The organism is Caballeronia sp. SBC1 (assembly GCF_011493005.1).
Classification (GTDB): Bacteria; Pseudomonadota; Gammaproteobacteria; order Burkholderiales; family Burkholderiaceae; genus Caballeronia.
The window spans coordinates 1,466,713-1,480,954 of sequence record NZ_CP049158.1 but is presented as its reverse complement, the minus strand read 5'-3'; the positions used below and the strand labels follow the sequence as shown (position 1 = coordinate 1,480,954).

Genomic DNA, 14,242 nt, shown 5'->3' with positions numbered 1-14,242 from the left:
GCCAGGTTTAGGAGGTTAGGGGAATGGTTTCATTTCGATGGCATACACTTAGTACAACAAAGATCAAAAAGCCAGCGGGTAACCTGTCAAATTTCGTCCATTCGACGATTGGGGCGTGATATGTTAAAATCGCGAAATTTTATTTCGCATAACTATGTATGAGGACTTCGGATAATTCTGAATTTCCACTCAACGTTCTTCAGTGAGTGATCAAACGTGTTCCATCACTCATGCTTGAGATTTCATTGGCCCGAGGAGCCATTCCCGGCCCTTCAACATGCCGTTCCAGTACATCCACGGAAGGACGGCTGTCTTCAGATGCCACGCGAGGGCGCGCGGCACGGTCGGGTCGAGCGGGAAGGTCGGTAGCAGCTTGCCGCCATAGCCGAATTCCGCCAATACGACCTTGCCTTTCTCAACCGTCAGCGGGCAAGCGCCATAGCCGTCGTAGCGTGCGGGGAGAGGCTTTTGTTCACGCGCGGCCAGCAGGTTTTCCGCCACCACAACAATCTGCTTGCGAACGGCTGCGGCCGTTTTTGCGTTGGGCGCTGAACAGGCATCGCCGAGTGCGAAGATGTCCGGATAACGCGGGTGCACGAGCGTGGCGTGATCGACTTCGCACCAGCCGGCTTTGTCGGCGAGCACGCTCTTGCTGATCAAATCCGGCGGAAGCTGGGGCGGGACGACATGCAACATGTCGAATGGTTTGTCGATACGAACTACGCTGCCGGCATTGTCCGCATTGTCCTTAACGCTGAACGAAGCGATCCGGCGAGCGCCGTCCACGCTCACCAGATTCGACCCGAACGCAAGCGAAGCGTGATAACGCTCGACATATTTCATCAACGACGGCACGAACGCGGCGACTCCGAAAAGGACATCGCCAGCAAGGTTGAACTCGACGTCGATATGATCGAGCACGCCTTGCCTCAGCCAGTGATCGCAAGACAGATAGAGCGCTTTTTGCGGCGCACCGGCGCATTTGATCGGCATGGCTGGCTGCGTAAAGAGCGCCTTGCCACGCTTGAGCTCATTGACCAGCTTCCACGTGTACGGCGCAAGATCGAATCGATAATTTGACGTCACGCCGTTCTTGCCCAGTGTCTCTTCCAGGCCTTCAATTTTTTCCCACGCAAGCCGTAAGCCGGGACAAACGATCAAGTGCCGATAACCGACGCTATGCCCGTCGCCGAGCCGGACAAGGCGATGCTCGGGCTCAATCGCGAGCGCACTGGCTTGCAGCCAGAGCGCTTGTTCGGGCATCACGGACGACGTAGGGCGCATGGTGTCGTCTATGTTGAAAGCACCGCCGCCGACCAGCGTCCACGCGGGCTGATAGAAATGCCGCTCACTCGGTTCGATGATCGCGATGCGAAGATCGGGCCGCCGGCGCAGCAAGCTTGCTGTCACGCCAATACCCGCAGCGCCGCCGCCAATGACAACCACGTCGAAGGTTTCTGTGTTGCCTGAAGATGCTGCATCCGTGCTCATTGCGGTACCCCTGCTTCCAAGTTCATTTCTCACCCTGCCCGACTGCTTTAAAACGTGTTCAGCGGAAGCTTCAGATAACTCACGCCGTTGGATTCGGCCGGTGGAAAAACACCCGCGCGGATGTTCAGCTGAATGGACGGGATGATCAGCGCCGGTGGACCAAGGGTCGCGTCACGGGCCGCGCGCATGGCGACGAATTCGCCGGCAGTGATGCCATCGCGGACATGGATGTTTGCTGCACGCTGCTCGGCGACCGTGGTTTCCCAGCGGGTTTCACGGCCATCAGGCGGATAGTCGTGGCACGCAAACAGACGCGTGTGCGGCGGCAGGTCAAGCAGTTTCCCAATCGATTCGTATAGCGTGTTGGCATCGCCGCCGGGAAAGTCGCAGCGCGCCGTGCCAACGTCGGGCATGAACAAGGTATCGCCCATGAACGCCATGTCGTCGAACAAATAGGCGACATCGGCCGGCGTGTGACCGGGAACATGCATCACACGGCCGGTCAGCGCTCCGACCTGGAACGTATCGCCATCGGCGAACAAGTGATCGAAAGGCGCAGGGCCGGACGACATAGGCGACATCGTTGGTTCAAGATTGAAGCGCCGTTCGAACACCGTCTGTACTGACCGGATGTGTTCACCGATTGCAATGGCGCCGCCCAGTTGTTTCCTGAGATATGCCGCAGCCGAGATGTGATCGGCGTGGGCGTGCGTCTCGAGCAGCCATTGCACCCGCAAGTCATGCTCGTTCACAAAGCGGATCACGCGGTCAGCCGAATGCGTCGAGGTGCGGCCGGAGCGCGGTTCATAGTCGAGCACTGCGTCGATGATCGCGCACGGTGAACCCGCCGCTTCATACACAACGTAGGTGACGGTTGAGGTCGCTGGGTCCGGAAATGCTTCAACGCATGGCGTCATTGAGTGCTCCAAAAATTAATCAAAAATCAACCGGGTAACTGTGCAGTAAGGTTTCTGGCGCACGGGAACCGGGCGTCAACGGCCGGTCGCGATCGAGGAACGCAACCATGGCGCGCAGCGCAGTGTAAAGACGCGCGGTGCCCGGCGACTACGTGAAGTCCGGTTGCTGCTGGCGGCGCAAATCCCTGGACCGTATGAATCAGCTCGATGACCAGCAGCGTGAAGCTGTTATCGATCTGCTGTTGCACCCGTTCCACCACAGGCGGCGCATGGGTCGCAATGTCCTCGATGTCACCGGCCACCGGCGGGGAGTCCATGGATACCGGCATGGCCGGTTCCTTGTTTCCATGGCCAGCGACACCAGTGGTTTTCGATCGCGCCGAACGCGTGCACGGGTTGATCGGTGCCGGGAAAGCGCGACAACCGGGTCATATGCGGATCGTTCAGCTTGATGATACGTTGCGCCGACGCCAAAGCGTTATGAGCCAGAACAAGGCCGGCGCCCGCGGTTTGTATCAGACCATCCACGCGTTGGATGCGGTGCCACCGCTTCCGTCACGGCGTAATGCCACGCGACTTCATCGATACCGGCTGACCGTTGCGTGCACGGCTGCCTCACCCATCCGAAAAAAAACGCCAACGGCATTGATCGCCAACACTCAAGTCCGAATCCCCCCGTGCCGATAAACAAACATGGGAAGCCGTAGCTGATTTAAACGACTGCTGCAAAACCGTGGCAATCAATCCGGCGCTCTTCCCTTCGCAACAAAGTGTTGCGATTTTGCCGACAACCCTCCCAAGCGGGCGATCCAGGCATACAGTTAAAGTGTTTTATCAAGTTCAGGTTGCGGTGCGGGAGGTGTGTCATGAAGCGTAGGACGGCTAGGCAACTTGTTGCTCAACTTGCGGATTTGCAGTATTTCGCGCGGTGTAGCGCACTGAGGGCGTCGGCGCTCAGCAGGACGATAGATCAAAGCCCGGATGAAGAAACAGGGCGGCCCACGGACAGCATCAAGTCCGCGCGAAACGAGGTCGAGCAAGAGTCATTTGCCGGAGCAGCACATGAAATCCACGCATGAATATTCGCTACGCACGCAGGTCGACAAATGGCTGGCTCCTGGCCTCTCGGCACCGGTTCGCGTCACCGAGTTCAGCCGCACGCGCTTAGGTCGAAGGCGGTATGTGTGTGTAGAAACCGCATTGCCGTTTGGATCTCGCGCGCTGCTTTTCTTCCGACATGACGACGGATGCTGGTGCGTGTTTCCCCCTGCGTCGGATCGGCCTATTATGACTATGGGACGTCTCACAGAACATTGACGGGCTTTTAAAAACGCATGAGGGACGCACCGATAGTTCGGGATACTTACCTCATTGGTCTGTTGATATATAGGCGTTGGCTGCCAGGCAGCGGCGGCTAATGAGCAGAAGGCAGAAGCAGAAGGCTGATAAGCAGAAACAAGGAGGGTTATGCCAGGAACGACAACATCTTCATGCTCAATCCCCGTCATTAGCGGAAGAGGGTAAGCCCGTCGCCAAGCGCCTGCGCGTTTAAATCCCGAGCTGCCGACTTTCCGTGAACTTAAAAGTCCAACGTTTGGAGAGAACCATGTACATCGGGCTGCTGGTCTCACAGGTTCGGCAGGTTCAAGAAGTTCACTACCATCCTGACGAACAATTGTCGATTGATGTCCCGCCTCCGCACCGGCTCGCGTTTTGGCAAAGAATCAAACGCCTGTTCGCGTAAAGATTGTCTGCGGGAGTGTTGTCTACTGAGTATTAAACGTCGCAGCGATGCTTGCAAAAGCCGTTTCAACCATCGGGAAGAAACGCATTCGCTGCGGTGTTCAGGTTTACCGGCGCAAGTGCGCGTGCCAAGTTCGACGTTCCAAGTTCTCATCTCGATCCCGGCCAACGCAGTGACTCACGATGCAGTCAGCGAGTCGCCAGAAACATGCACGCGTTGTCCGCTCTGGAGTCCCGGGTCTGCCTGGTAACTGAAGTTGCGATAACTACCGTCTTGCATCCGGACCTGCACATCGTAGGTGGTTGCTTTGTGCACCGCATGCTCCACCGTGTTGCCCGCCAGTCCCCCGCCAAGCGCGCCGACGATGGTCGCGGCCGTGCGCCCGTGGCCGTTGCCAATCTGAGTACCGGCAAGACCGCCCAGCACAGCGCCGCCCAAGGCGCCGAGACCCGTGGTGGGCTCCTCAGTCCTGACCGCGTTAACGGAAACGACCTGCCCGGCGTACGGGTCCACAGCGGGAGCGACTGGGAATGCCGGGCCTGCAGGCCCGCGATTGATTTCGTTCGATGCATAGTTTTGCGGCCGCGCGGCGACATAGTGATGGCGCGTAACGGGGCGAGCCGGCTCCGCGCTTGACGCTTGCGGCTGCACATTGGGCTTGAGCCCGTTCAAGGAATCGCTGGGCTGTGTGTCGATGAGTGCGGGCGCGGTCACTGCGGCGGGAACGGCCTTCGACGAGGGGAGAATGCCGGTCAAAGCAGCGACTCCAACACTGCTAACCACAATGACCGCGACGGCGGCTGCTGCAATCAACGGGTGGATGCGGCTACGTGGTGACTGTGACAAATTCGGATTGGCGCTCACGGCAATCTCCAAGGTGGATGCGTCCCTATACAACGCACCTGCCGGATTGCACGTTTACCGTACGCTTGTTAGATATGTAAGCAATTGTGGGCGATCGAGCAGGGATCGAACAGTGGCAGGAAGATCGTGTCAGGCAGGGGAAATCTTCAGGCGCTTCGCCATCTAATACGCAGGGTCAGCGACGCGAGGGATTCTGCATGACTGGTCGCCCGCAAAAACGCGCGATGCCGGATCAGCGAGCGTTTCCGTTGGAGGTGGGCTCGCCGATCGGTTGATCCGCAGCCTTGCGCTCGGCATTTGCGGCCGGCGATTGCTGCGGGTGGTCCCGTTCATATTTCTCGTTCTGTTGAACCACACGATCCAGCGCTCGTGGACCATCGGCTTGAGCGGCAAACAATGCGGCGGGCAGGATCAGGACCGAAGCGCCGATGACCGCGGACATAAGCTGTTTCATGATGGACTCCCGGACCACGCGTTTCATGCAAAGCGTTGCGCGAGTCGCGGAAGATAACGACGCGGCCACCCTTGCACGTCAAGCCGTCAACAGGAGAAATAGCCATGCAGAAGGTTGGACGTTCTCATTGTCCATGATGGCGTCTGTGTACAGCCGTTATGACAAGCGTAGACGGAAATGCTTAGAAAAACCTTAGCAATATCCGGCCAGTCGGACGGACGCACCGCTCGGAAATGGGCTAGCAGCGGAACAAGCTAGCCGGACTTGCTACCCGGCATCCTCGGCGAGCTCAGGCCGCAGCATGGCCCGGCCCAACAGCTTGCGGGCCTGGTCCGTCTGGACATGCTCAAAGGCATCCTCGAAGTCATCCAGTTCCTGCGCGCCAAGTCCAACGTCCGGCGTAACGGCCACCTGCCGCCAGCCCATTACTGCGTCCAGGACTTCCCCAAGGATTACCTTGGCCTGCGCGTCGGATAGTGAAAAATAGGCGCACGTATCCAGAAGCATCTGGACTGATTCGATGGGACCCGCATCTTCCGTGAGCCATGTCTTGGACTCTCGCACCTTGCCGGGCATCGGGTTCACATCGAACGCTGGCGAAATGCGCCATAGGCCATTGCCGTCGTATAAAAAGCCGAGGTTCTGCAGATGGTCGTCGGTGTTGGTGATAAGCAGGTTGAAAATCAGGCGGCGCCATAATTCTCGCGCGTCGTCGTCCGGATGCGAGCACTTTTGCTGCATGACATCGACGATCTCGGTGTAGGCGTGAACATTCTGCCGCGAGGCCTGAAGCATGGACGCAGCCGAGAGATAAGGGATGCGCAGGTCGCCGTCCTCCCGGTCAAACCGTTCAATGATGGCGACCGGCGTGTCATTCAAGGTGACGCACCGGGCGTTGGCTGTCGTAATGCCGGCTTGGCGCGCGAGCTTGAGCGCCAGCACTTCGGCCCGGGTGACATTGATGGTGTCATTGACGCTTGGAAACTTGCCGATGGCGAGCTTGCCGTTTTCATCCAGTACGGTGCATTTGGGCCGCATCCCGCCGAGCGAGGTGCCTTTGCCTTGCAGGTAGCGCAGGTCCTCGGCGGTTTCCCTGGTCGTTTCGAGCGCGCGCGTGGCCTTGTACATCCGTTCGAGTTCGATCATGGGCGGCGTCGTGCGCCGGCCTTCGTCAACTGTCCTCAAATAGATCCCTTCGTTGCAAAGACGAAGCGCGCCGATGCGGCTGAAATCGTCGACTGCGCACAGATAGTCGAGCTCGTTGAGTGGTAGCAGGCGAGGATTGTCCTTGCGCGCTTTGGCGTGGATCCGGTTGATGACACGACGCCCCCATGCGTCAGGGGCCGTGTCGGCCAGTGCGAAGTGAAACACCGAGTCTACGGGGTTGGGCGCCCGACGCGGCTGATAGCCAGGTTCGAGGGGCAGGTCGGGAGAGACTTCAAACCGGTCCGGATTAGCCAGCCAGGTTTCGTCATAGGCGAACTGCGAGATTTCGCGCCGCCCCTGACTCACATAGTTCAGGTGACCCACGAGCGTGCCGGCGGCCCCGAGGTGAACCTCCAGGGCCTTACTGATACCGGGCTTGCCGGACCTGGTGGGTTGGGTTTTCATCGCCATGCCGTTAGAACGCTTTGGTGGTTTTTTTGGCGGTTCGCACCCGCTGCGGCAGCTTTTCATCCATCAATGCGAGGCCGATATCGTCCTGGCCGCTGTCGAGGAGGTCATTGAGCCGCTGCAGTTCACCAAAAAAATGGAGCGCCCGCACGAGGAAATGCAACTGCACGTGCGGATCGCCGTTCTCCATGCGCTTGACGGTATTGAGCCCCGCGCCGATGCGCGTGGCGAGCGCTTGCTGCGTCAGCCCTCTGCGGCGTCTCGCACGATTGAGGTCTTCGCCGAGCTTCGTGAGTGTCCGTTGAACCGGGATTGGGAGCGGTTTCCCGATCTTAGGGCCTCCAGCAGGGCTTTTAAGAGGTTTAGTGGACTCCATGTGGGCCATTATAGTAGTTTAAGAGGAGCGTCGAGAGATTTTATCATTAACAGTCCTCATGTGGGCTATTAAAGTAGATTAGAGTCCTTGTAAGGTCCTTTATTTATACTTTATGCGTGGTGACAAGTCTATGACCAACGCGGCTGAATCCTCGTTTCCGCTGGTTTTCTCACCGTTCAGCTACTGCCCGGGGAGCCCTGCACCCTATCCAGCGGGTAACTCCTCCAGAACAACCGGCAGGTAGCAGATCAGACTCTCACGTTCGCCCCATCTCCGCCTGGTGTACAGAAACAGTAGCGTCAATGTCTTGCACGATTGAATGCACCCGCGAATGATCTGCTCCGTCGCTAATCGGCGGATCGGTTTCGTTTATCCGGGAATAGGTTTCCTTAGTCTGCAACCAAAAGAAAACGTCATTGAAAAAAACGTGATCGCGTGTTTAAGTGCCCGCTGAACGTCGTTTTTCTCGCTCGCCACGAGCGTCACGCGACGGACCTTGGCCGCCAACGTGAATTTCAATGAACGCCGTATTCAAGACTTTTTTCGCGCTAATCCGTCTTCCCGGTTATCCCGGCATTTCCCTCGCGATGTTCCTGTCAGGTATCGCATCCTCGTTCGCGGTGCCGTACACGTCGCTGTTCGGCGCGACCGAGGCGCACATGACGCCGGTTCGGCTGGGCATCTTCATGACGCTGACCGCGGTGAGCAGTGTGCTCGTGAGTACGTATCTCGGACGTATCGCCGATCGCCGGACCGATAAAAAACGCATCGTGCTGCTGTCCATCGCAGGGTCGGCGCTGGGTTATGCATTGCTGTGCGTCACGCGCAACTATGTGTTGCTGACGATCTTCGGCTGCGTTTTCCTGAGCATCGGCGCGGCGGTGTTCCCGCAACTTTTCACGTTCGGCAAAGCGAGGCTGCACGCGGAAGGCATCGAACATACCGAAATGCCGATGGCGACCTTGCGCACCACGCTTTCCTGCGCGTGGGTGTTCGGCCCGGCGGTGGGCGCAATCGTGCTGGGTGTATCGGGCTTTAACGGACTGTTTCTGTCGGCGGCGGGGGCGTTTGCGGTGGCTGGTTTCATCGTGCTGTGCATGCGCGAACCCAAGGCCTACGACAACTACGAAGCCGCCGATAAAACCAGCAGCGAGATCCCGCAGCAAGCGAAAAACGCACACGTGTATGCCGCGCTGGTGAGTTTTACGCTGATCGGCATGGGCTCGGCGATCGCCACCATCATGCTGCCAGTGCTGATTGTCGATCAGTTGCACGGCACGACCGCGCACGTCGCGCAGATGGTCGGCCTTGGTGCGTTCGCCGAGATTCCGATGATGCTTTTTCTCGGCGGCGCGTCCCGGCGCATCAACAAGGCGAACATGATCGCGTTCGCGTCGCTGTCGCACATTGTGTATTTCGCGGGCATCGCGCTCGCGCCCAATCTATGGGTGCTCGTGCCGCTACAGATCCTTAACGCCGTCGTGGTTGCGGTGACGTCATGTCTCGGCATGTCGTATTTTCAGGAGATGATGCCCGGCGCGCTGGCCCGGGCGACCACGCTGTTTTTCAACACCATGCGTACCGGCTCTGTGCTGGCGGGCGTTGCGTCGGGATTCGTGGCCGCCGCGTGGGGTTATCGCGCAGTGTTCGTGTTTTGCGTGTTGCTGGCGTCTACTGCGTCGGTTGTGTTGTTCATTTTCAACTATCAACGAGGCGCGAAGATTTTCTCCGATCCCACCGTGGAACCCGTTGTCCACGGCAGCGCGGTTACACGGTCGTCGCCGTTGGCGAGCGAAACGGAAACCGCGCCGTAGCTCCCTGTAACTTGCTGCTGACGAGTCTATTCAGACCGGATGCCCGTCCGGTGGCGCGTCGGGATGCTGCGGCTCCTCTGGCCGATGGCCGGGCGAAGGCGGCGACAGCGGGTCTGCCTCCGGGTCGCGATTCGGATCGGCGAGCGGGTCGGGAATCGGGTTCGTCTGCATGTCATATCTCGTGGGCTGAAGGATGTTCATAGGGTTCATGGGTGGCCTCCGTCTGGTCCATCGTCGACAGTTATGTCGTGTTCTCCAGCATAGTCGCATGCGGGCCGGAAGGCAGGCTCTCACGCTCCGGCGGTGTAGGTTAAACGCAGCAAGTGCCACGCGGGCAATGGTTCACGCCTGACGGCTTGCGTTCCGCGGTCCGATGACAATTAAAGGAGTGCCGCTTTCATGCCTGGCACGTCCCTCAAGCTAGCTCCAGGCTACCCTCAAGCCGCCATTTTCCGTAGCCGGACAGGGACCGCCTTGGACGCCGGCACCTTGCTGCGTTTCGCGTGATGCGACACTGGAATCAGACGATTGCACTCCGGGTAATAGCCCATTACGCAGCCGGCGGGGATGTCGAACGCATGCACGCGCAGACCGCCCAGTTCGCGCAGCACGTCGTCCTTCGCGACCGTGATTGCCGTGACCGTATCGTTTTCAGTGAAGCCGAGCCGGGTCATATCGTCCTTGTTCATCAGCAGCACGTCACGCGTGTTGTACACGCCGCGGAAACGGTCATCGAGTGAATACACGGTCGTATTGAACTGGCTGTCGCCTCGTGTGGTCATCAGGCGCAGCGTGCGTTCGCCCTCGAAATCCATATCGGGGTCTTCACCGAAACCATCCGGCACGATGAAATTCGCCTTGCCGGTTTTTGTTTTCCATTCCCGTTTCGCGGCCGCCAACGGTCGATGAAAACCGCCAGGCTGCGTCATGCGCCGGTTGAAATCCTTGAACTGCTCGGGGTAGGTGCGCTCGATGGCATCACGAACCAGCCCGTAATCGCCGACCCACGCATCCCAGTCGACATTCGGATTGGGCGGCAGGATCGCCTTCGCCAGCCCCGCGACAATAGCCGGCTCCGAGAGCAAGTGTTCACTCGCCGGCTCAGTCATTCCCTTCGATGCGTGAACGCACGCCGTGCTGTCTTCCACGGTCACCGTCTGCTCGCCGTTCGCTTGCCTGTCGACCTCGATCCGGCCAATACACGGCAGTAAATACGCCGCGCGCCCATGCACGATATGGCTGCGGTTAAGCTTGGTCGCGATCTGCACGGTGAGCGGCATTTGCTTCCACGCGGGATCCATCACGCCGTGATCGGGAATGGCGCGCGCGAAATTGCCGCCGAGTCCGATAAACGCATCGAGATTGCCGTCCCGGACGGCCTCGCAAGTATCCACGGTGGTCAAGCCGGTTTCCTGGGGCGGCTCGAATTGATACAACTCTTTGAGCTTGTCCATGGGGACGAGCGCGGGTTTTTCGGTGATGCCCACAGTACGTTGCCCCTGCACGTTCGAGTGGCCACGAATCGGGCAGATTCCGGCTCCCTTCTTGCCGATATTGCCGCCGAGCAGCATCAGGTTTGTCAGCATCTGGACGGCAAGCACGCCCTCCCGATGCTGTGTGATGCCCATGCCGTACAAGATGATCACGGCCTTCGCGCGCGCATATTCGGTCGCGGCCGCTTCGAGCGCGGAGCGTGTCAGCGCCGACATCGACTCGATCTCGTTCCAGTTCGCGGCCCGCATGGCGTCAGCGAAGGCATCGAAACCGTGTGTATGTTCCGCGATGAAATCCGCGTCCAGCACGCGCGGTTCGCCGGCTGCCTGGGCTTTGTCGTCGGCTTCTATCAACGACTTGCAAATGCCCGTGATCGCCGCTATGTCTCCGCCGATCTTCACCTGATGGTATTGCGTGCTGATGCAGGTTTGCTCGGTCGAGAGCATTTCCTTTGGCGACTGCGGATTCGCAAAGCTCACCAGCCCGCGCTCGCGCAATGGATTGAACGTGATGATCTGCGCATTGCGTTTTCTCGCTTCTTGCAGCGGATGCAGCATGCGAGGCGCGTTCGTGCCGGTGTTGTGGCCGAAGAAAAACAGGCAGTCGGTGTGTTCGAAGTCCTCGAGCGTCACCGTTCCGACCGGCACGCCGATGGTGTCGGGCAGCGCCACCGACGTGCTTTCGTGGCACATGTTCGAACTGTCCGGCAGGTTGTTGCAACCGTATAAACGGGCAAGCAGCGCGTACATGTACGATGTTTCCAGCGACGCGCGGCCGGACGCGTAGAACACCACGCGTTTCGGATCAAAGCCGCGTAGCTTTTCGCCGATTTCATCGAATGCTTGTTGCCACTGGATGGGCAGATAGCGATCGGTCGCAGCGTCGTAGCGCATGGGGTGGGTCAGCCGGCCTTGCGACTCGAGCTCGAAATCACTCCAGGCTTCCAGTGCGGCCACAGTGTGGTGGTCGAAGAACTCGGGCGTCGCGCGTTTGGTCGTGATTTCCCAGGCGGTGGCTTTTGCGCCGTTTTCGCAGAATTCGAATAAATGCGGATCGGCTGGTTTGGCCCACGAGCAACTCACGCACGCAAAACCATCCGGTTTGTTCTGCTTGAACAAGACCCGCGTGCCGTTCATGGCGACGTGCTCTTGCATAAGTATCGATGAAACGGCTTTGACCGAGCCCCAGCCGCCTGCCGGGTGGTCGTATTGCTCGATGCGAGGTTGCTTGCTCATGACTGTGTTGCTCCGCGGGTGAACATGGGCGAACGGCGAGAATGCGTTCGCGGGCGGAATTCATTCAGCAAGAAACAGGCTCGAACCAGAGGCTCGACGCACGCGTATAAAAATGAAAGCCGCCGGCCCGTGAATACGGGGCGGCGGCTTTCAGATTGGTTCACACCTGGACTTTTACCCGGGCAATGGGACTTTTGCGATGTCTTTCGCGCAGTCGTTTTGTCGTGCGTTTCGCCGCGGTTTATGCGGCGGTTTAGGCAATGGAAGGCACGACAATCAGCTTTCTGCCGGTTCCAGACCTTCGGCTTGCGGTTTGAACGCATCGGCGCGACGACGAATTTCTTCCGCTTCCACGGTTACGAACGTCCGGTTGTCGGCGGCGAGGGCATTTTGATAAGAGATGCCTTCCGGTACGCGATGCAGCAGCGCGCGCAGCTCGCCCTGAGTGGTCTGCTCGACAGGTTCGTAGTTGTACAGCCGCAGCGTGAGTTCCGTGCGCTCGTGCAGCAGGAACAGGCACGCCGCGAACACGGCTACGCCGACCACTTCCTGGGCGCCGAAACTGAAGTCGTTCGGAATGGATGAGAACGGCAGCATGGCGACAGCGATCACACCTGCGATAGCCAGCGAGATGGTCGCGTAGAGGAAAAACTGCGCGCGGCCGACGATGCGATCGTGTTCCGCCTTGAGTTGCCCGGCGGATCTCGGAACGAGTGCCGCGTGGCCTTGTTTTTGTCGACGTTGCTGAAGTGCTGAAAGCGGAAGGGCGGCCATGGAGTCGGTTGCCTTGAAAATCGTCGCCAGGATTGGCGCTGTCCACGGGTTAACGCCAAGCTTTCAGGAAAGTTGACTCAGGTTACGTGTTGTTTCAGTTGGGTATCAAGATGTTTCGGGCGGTTTTACTCGTTAGCCGTTTGGACAGCTATCAGAGGCACAGCGGCGGTGTGTAGTATTTACCACATCGGGAAGCCTGCTTCGCCGATAGTTGTAAGCAACCTTCGCGCTAACAAGGGAGAATAAAACCGATGAAAGTGGGTCAATATAAGGGGAGGCGAATCGCTGTGCTTACAAGAGACGAGCATTGTCCGCCGCATGTGCATCTGGATGGCGGTGACTGGTCCGCACGGTTTGAATTTTCGTTTTGGCACAATGGGGTGAGTCTGCTGGATGTCATTCCAGACACAGCCCGGGTGCCTTCTCAAGTGAAAAGTGACGTCATCGCCATTGTCAAAGGTCGCTTGCCCGCCGCCAGGGAAAGTTGGATGGAAGCCATAAAAGACACATGCTTGGAAAACCAGGCGTGGGACGAAGCAAAACAGTACGTCGTGAAGCCGAATCTGGCGGGAAGGACGCTGGTTAGCATTCAGGCGGGAACGTATCATCCCGCCGAGCAGATGACCGTGTTGCACTTGGCAGACCGCACGCAAGTAGGGATCAAGTTATGAAAATCATCAACGCGCCTGACGAGAAACCTGTCGACCTCGACGAGGGAAGCGAGACGCTTTTCGTTTTGGAGCGTCGCCCGGCTGGCGCAATGTTCAAGCTCAAAGCTGCTTTTGAGACCATCCAGAGCGCCTTGCACGGCGCTCGTTCCGATGCTTTTCCTAGCATTGCGGACGGCGTGAAGTATCTTCCGGAACAGGCGGTGATCATGATTCATTTCCCGCGCGGAAAGAGTGTGGCGATCCCCGTCGACCAGATATCGGAATTGGACAACGTCCCCGCTGACGCGCTCTCGTCAATCGCGTTGTCCTTTGCCGGTACGGCCCTCACCCTCGTTGAACACAATATCGACATATCCGTACAGGGGCTACTGAAGTCCCGTCAAGGTAAGGATGGCTCAGGGTCGCCGGAAGACCAGTTCAATGGAAATGCCGTGAAGCACGTCGGCTGAGCCCGAAACTTGGGAGCCCTGGCGGTAGTAGTCACAGAGCAAAAGTCCAAAGTCCAATGTCTCCACGCTGGCCCGGTTCCAGTTAAGGGCTGCCGACAATTTAGCGATCAGATGGCCAAATGAGCCATTGGATGCCGTTTTTCAGTGAAACGGCTTTCTCGCTGACCATGTGAAATCAATCAATTCGCGGTTCCGTTTTCCAGCGTGCGTGGGTGTGTAATCCAGCCTCTCCGGGCTTCTTACCGTCCAAGTATTGTCCGTGCTGCAGTCGTCAGCCCTGCCCAATGTTCGTTTGCCCACATTTCGCCTGGGCGCTGGGAGACCGTTCAATTCGCTGGGAATAGC

Annotated in this window: 14 protein-coding genes; 4 read left to right on the top strand and 10 right to left on the bottom strand. The window is 58.5% G+C overall.

Going from position 1 to position 14,242, the window contains the following annotated elements; all coding sequences use genetic code 11:
- Positions 1-228: 228 nt before the first annotated feature.
- From SBC1_RS33455 to SBC1_RS33445, 3 genes are read right to left on the bottom strand one after another with little or no spacing between them, the layout of a single operon-like run.
- A complete protein-coding gene (locus SBC1_RS33455; protein WP_165104592.1) occupies positions 229-1,491 on the bottom strand; it encodes an FAD/NAD(P)-binding oxidoreductase in 1,263 nt (420 codons plus the stop codon).
- Positions 1,492-1,538: 47 nt separating this feature from the next.
- Positions 1,539-2,408: an MBL fold metallo-hydrolase gene (locus tag SBC1_RS33450; RefSeq protein ID WP_165104591.1), complete on the bottom strand. Its 870-nt coding sequence runs from the start codon at positions 2,406-2,408 to the stop codon at positions 1,539-1,541.
- Positions 2,409-2,434: 26 nt separating this feature from the next.
- Positions 2,435-2,737 (bottom strand): hypothetical protein, encoded by a 303-nt coding sequence (locus tag SBC1_RS33445; RefSeq protein ID WP_165104590.1) that lies wholly within the window; start codon positions 2,735-2,737, stop codon positions 2,435-2,437.
- Between the two features lie 733 nt (positions 2,738-3,470).
- On the opposite strand from SBC1_RS33445, the gene SBC1_RS40190 reads away from it, so the two are divergent.
- Positions 3,471-3,725, top strand: coding sequence for a hypothetical protein (locus tag SBC1_RS40190; RefSeq protein WP_241202321.1), 255 nt, complete (start codon positions 3,471-3,473; stop codon positions 3,723-3,725).
- A 604-nt stretch (positions 3,726-4,329) separates the two neighbouring features.
- Here SBC1_RS40190 and SBC1_RS33440 read toward each other — a convergent pair.
- The 4 genes from SBC1_RS33440 to SBC1_RS33425 all read right to left on the bottom strand — a co-directional run bounded on the left by SBC1_RS33440 (position 4,330) and on the right by SBC1_RS33425 (position 7,469).
- A complete protein-coding gene (locus tag SBC1_RS33440; RefSeq protein ID WP_165104589.1) occupies positions 4,330-5,016 on the bottom strand; it encodes a glycine zipper 2TM domain-containing protein in 687 nt (228 codons plus the stop codon).
- A gap of 232 nt (positions 5,017-5,248) precedes the next feature.
- The gene (locus SBC1_RS33435; protein ID WP_165104588.1) at positions 5,249-5,470 is read right to left on the bottom strand and encodes a hypothetical protein; all 222 of its coding nucleotides are present in this window, start codon (positions 5,468-5,470) and stop codon (positions 5,249-5,251) included.
- Between the two features lie 267 nt (positions 5,471-5,737).
- Complete coding sequence (locus tag SBC1_RS33430) at positions 5,738-7,087, bottom strand: type II toxin-antitoxin system HipA family toxin (protein ID WP_165104587.1); 1,350 nt, start codon at positions 7,085-7,087, stop codon at positions 5,738-5,740.
- Positions 7,088-7,091: 4 nt separating this feature from the next.
- Positions 7,092-7,469 carry a helix-turn-helix domain-containing protein gene (locus SBC1_RS33425; RefSeq protein ID WP_370469677.1) on the bottom strand — a complete coding sequence of 126 codons (378 nt, stop codon included), beginning with the start codon at positions 7,467-7,469 and terminating at the stop codon, positions 7,092-7,094.
- Positions 7,470-7,978: 509 nt separating this feature from the next.
- On the opposite strand from SBC1_RS33425, the gene SBC1_RS33420 reads away from it, so the two are divergent.
- The gene (locus tag SBC1_RS33420; RefSeq protein ID WP_165104586.1) at positions 7,979-9,274 is read left to right on the top strand and encodes a sugar efflux transporter; all 1,296 of its coding nucleotides are present in this window, start codon (positions 7,979-7,981) and stop codon (positions 9,272-9,274) included.
- A gap of 30 nt (positions 9,275-9,304) precedes the next feature.
- Here SBC1_RS33420 and SBC1_RS33415 read toward each other — a convergent pair whose 3' ends face one another.
- From SBC1_RS33415 to SBC1_RS33405, 3 genes are all read right to left on the bottom strand, one after another.
- Complete coding sequence (locus SBC1_RS33415; RefSeq protein ID WP_165101768.1) at positions 9,305-9,484, bottom strand: hypothetical protein; 180 nt, start codon at positions 9,482-9,484, stop codon at positions 9,305-9,307.
- 227 nt (positions 9,485-9,711) lie between these two features.
- Positions 9,712-12,003: an FdhF/YdeP family oxidoreductase gene (locus SBC1_RS33410; RefSeq protein WP_165104585.1), complete on the bottom strand. Its 2,292-nt coding sequence runs from the start codon at positions 12,001-12,003 to the stop codon at positions 9,712-9,714.
- Between the two features lie 276 nt (positions 12,004-12,279).
- The gene (locus tag SBC1_RS33405; protein ID WP_165104584.1) at positions 12,280-12,777 is read right to left on the bottom strand and encodes a hypothetical protein; all 498 of its coding nucleotides are present in this window, start codon (positions 12,775-12,777) and stop codon (positions 12,280-12,282) included.
- A gap of 251 nt (positions 12,778-13,028) precedes the next feature.
- Here SBC1_RS33405 and SBC1_RS33400 point away from each other — a divergent pair, with 251 nt between their 5' ends.
- Both SBC1_RS33400 and SBC1_RS33395 read left to right on the top strand, forming a co-directional pair.
- Entirely contained in the window at positions 13,029-13,448 is a 420-nt protein-coding gene (locus SBC1_RS33400) for a DUF4160 domain-containing protein (protein ID WP_165104583.1), read from the top strand.
- Positions 13,445-13,897, top strand: coding sequence for a DUF2442 domain-containing protein (locus SBC1_RS33395; protein WP_165104582.1), 453 nt, complete (start codon positions 13,445-13,447; stop codon positions 13,895-13,897). Before SBC1_RS33400 ends, SBC1_RS33395 begins: the two co-directional genes overlap by 4 nt.
- The last annotated feature ends 345 nt before the right edge of the window (positions 13,898-14,242 follow it).

Coding starts and splice junctions, on each gene's coding strand:
- SBC1_RS33455 (WP_165104592.1), bottom strand. CDS start 1,491: ATGAGCACGGATGCAGCATCTTCAGGCAACACAGAAACCTTCGACGTG.
- SBC1_RS33450 (WP_165104591.1), bottom strand. CDS start 2,408: ATGACGCCATGCGTTGAAGCATTTCCGGACCCAGCGACCTCAACCGTC.
- SBC1_RS33445 (WP_165104590.1), bottom strand. CDS start 2,737: ATGCCGGTATCCATGGACTCCCCGCCGGTGGCCGGTGACATCGAGGAC.
- SBC1_RS40190 (WP_241202321.1), top strand. CDS start 3,471: ATGAAATCCACGCATGAATATTCGCTACGCACGCAGGTCGACAAATGG.
- SBC1_RS33435 (WP_165104588.1), bottom strand. CDS start 5,470: ATGAAACAGCTTATGTCCGCGGTCATCGGCGCTTCGGTCCTGATCCTG.
- SBC1_RS33430 (WP_165104587.1), bottom strand. CDS start 7,087: ATGGCGATGAAAACCCAACCCACCAGGTCCGGCAAGCCCGGTATCAGT.
- SBC1_RS33425 (WP_370469677.1), bottom strand. CDS start 7,469: ATGGCCCACATGGAGTCCACTAAACCTCTTAAAAGCCCTGCTGGAGGC.
- SBC1_RS33420 (WP_165104586.1), top strand. CDS start 7,979: ATGAACGCCGTATTCAAGACTTTTTTCGCGCTAATCCGTCTTCCCGGT.
- SBC1_RS33415 (WP_165101768.1), bottom strand. CDS start 9,484: ATGAACCCTATGAACATCCTTCAGCCCACGAGATATGACATGCAGACG.
- SBC1_RS33410 (WP_165104585.1), bottom strand. CDS start 12,003: ATGAGCAAGCAACCTCGCATCGAGCAATACGACCACCCGGCAGGCGGC.
- SBC1_RS33405 (WP_165104584.1), bottom strand. CDS start 12,777: ATGGCCGCCCTTCCGCTTTCAGCACTTCAGCAACGTCGACAAAAACAA.
- SBC1_RS33400 (WP_165104583.1), top strand. CDS start 13,029: ATGAAAGTGGGTCAATATAAGGGGAGGCGAATCGCTGTGCTTACAAGA.
- SBC1_RS33395 (WP_165104582.1), top strand. CDS start 13,445: ATGAAAATCATCAACGCGCCTGACGAGAAACCTGTCGACCTCGACGAG.